General features: G+C 43.8%; 1 protein-coding gene. It reads left to right on the forward strand.

Features of this window, described 5'->3' with window-relative positions:
- The first annotated feature begins 339 nt into the window (after positions 1 to 339).
- Complete coding sequence (locus tag A3751_RS19590; protein WP_068453337.1) at positions 340 to 729, forward strand: DUF4345 domain-containing protein; 390 nt, start codon at positions 340 to 342, stop codon at positions 727 to 729.
- Positions 730 to 860 lie beyond the last annotated feature (131 nt).

Raw genomic sequence — 860 nt, forward strand, 5'->3', positions numbered from 1 at the left:
GATTATACCCAGCCAATCAGATTGAGCCGATCTTGAGAGGTTAGTATCTTTGTCAAAGCGGCCTCATAGCCAAACGAAAAAATCGTGAAGGGCTCAACGCATATCGCGTGCCGCGTGTAAAAACCTTCTAATTGTTGTTACAGACTTTTACGTGTAAAACAAACTCGTTGGTGGGGCCAAAACATGAATCAACGAGCTGCCTTGCATTTATCAAAGAGCTTTTCAATTAGAGCACTGCCAGTGCACCGATCTTTGATCAATTTTACATGGGGCTCACTTGTATAATCGGGGTTTCAGACTATATTCGTTTCAAAGTTCACGCGATTTTCGAGGGTAGATATGTCCCCACAAAGTATTTTTCTGATTGTTGCGGTAATCGGCTTGACGCCTATTGCTCTTTCCTACGGTTATGCACCGGCCACTTCTCTCGATTTTCTTTTTGGAATTGATGCAGGCTCGGTCAACGTAACGCATATTTTTCGTGCCGTAATGGGTCTTTACATGGCGCTTGCGCTATTTTGGGCGGCCGGAGCACTCAATCAGAAATATCGTCTTCCTGCGCTCTACAGCCTCGTTGTGTTTATGATCGGTCTAGCGGCCGGCCGCGCGTTAAGTTTGTTGTTGGATGGCATGCCGCATTGGTTGCTATTCGTTTATTTGTTACTGGAGCTCGGCTTTGGTTTGGTCGGTATAAAAATGATTCACAAAGAGCAATCTGAAACAGCGTAAGGATATTATATGAAATTGATTCTCCATCTACTTTTTGTGTGTGTATTGAGTAGTTTTTCCCTCACGGTATGGTCTGCTCAAGACCAGCCCAATATTTTTGTCATATTTACTGACGATATTGGGATCTCGAA

The sequence above is a fragment of the Oleiphilus sp. HI0080 genome, assembly GCF_001635135.1.

Excerpts from the sequence above, each read along its gene's own strand:
- A3751_RS19590 (WP_068453337.1), top strand. The coding sequence starts at position 340 with ATGTCCCCACAAAGTATTTTTCTGATTGTTGCGGTAATCGGCTTGACG.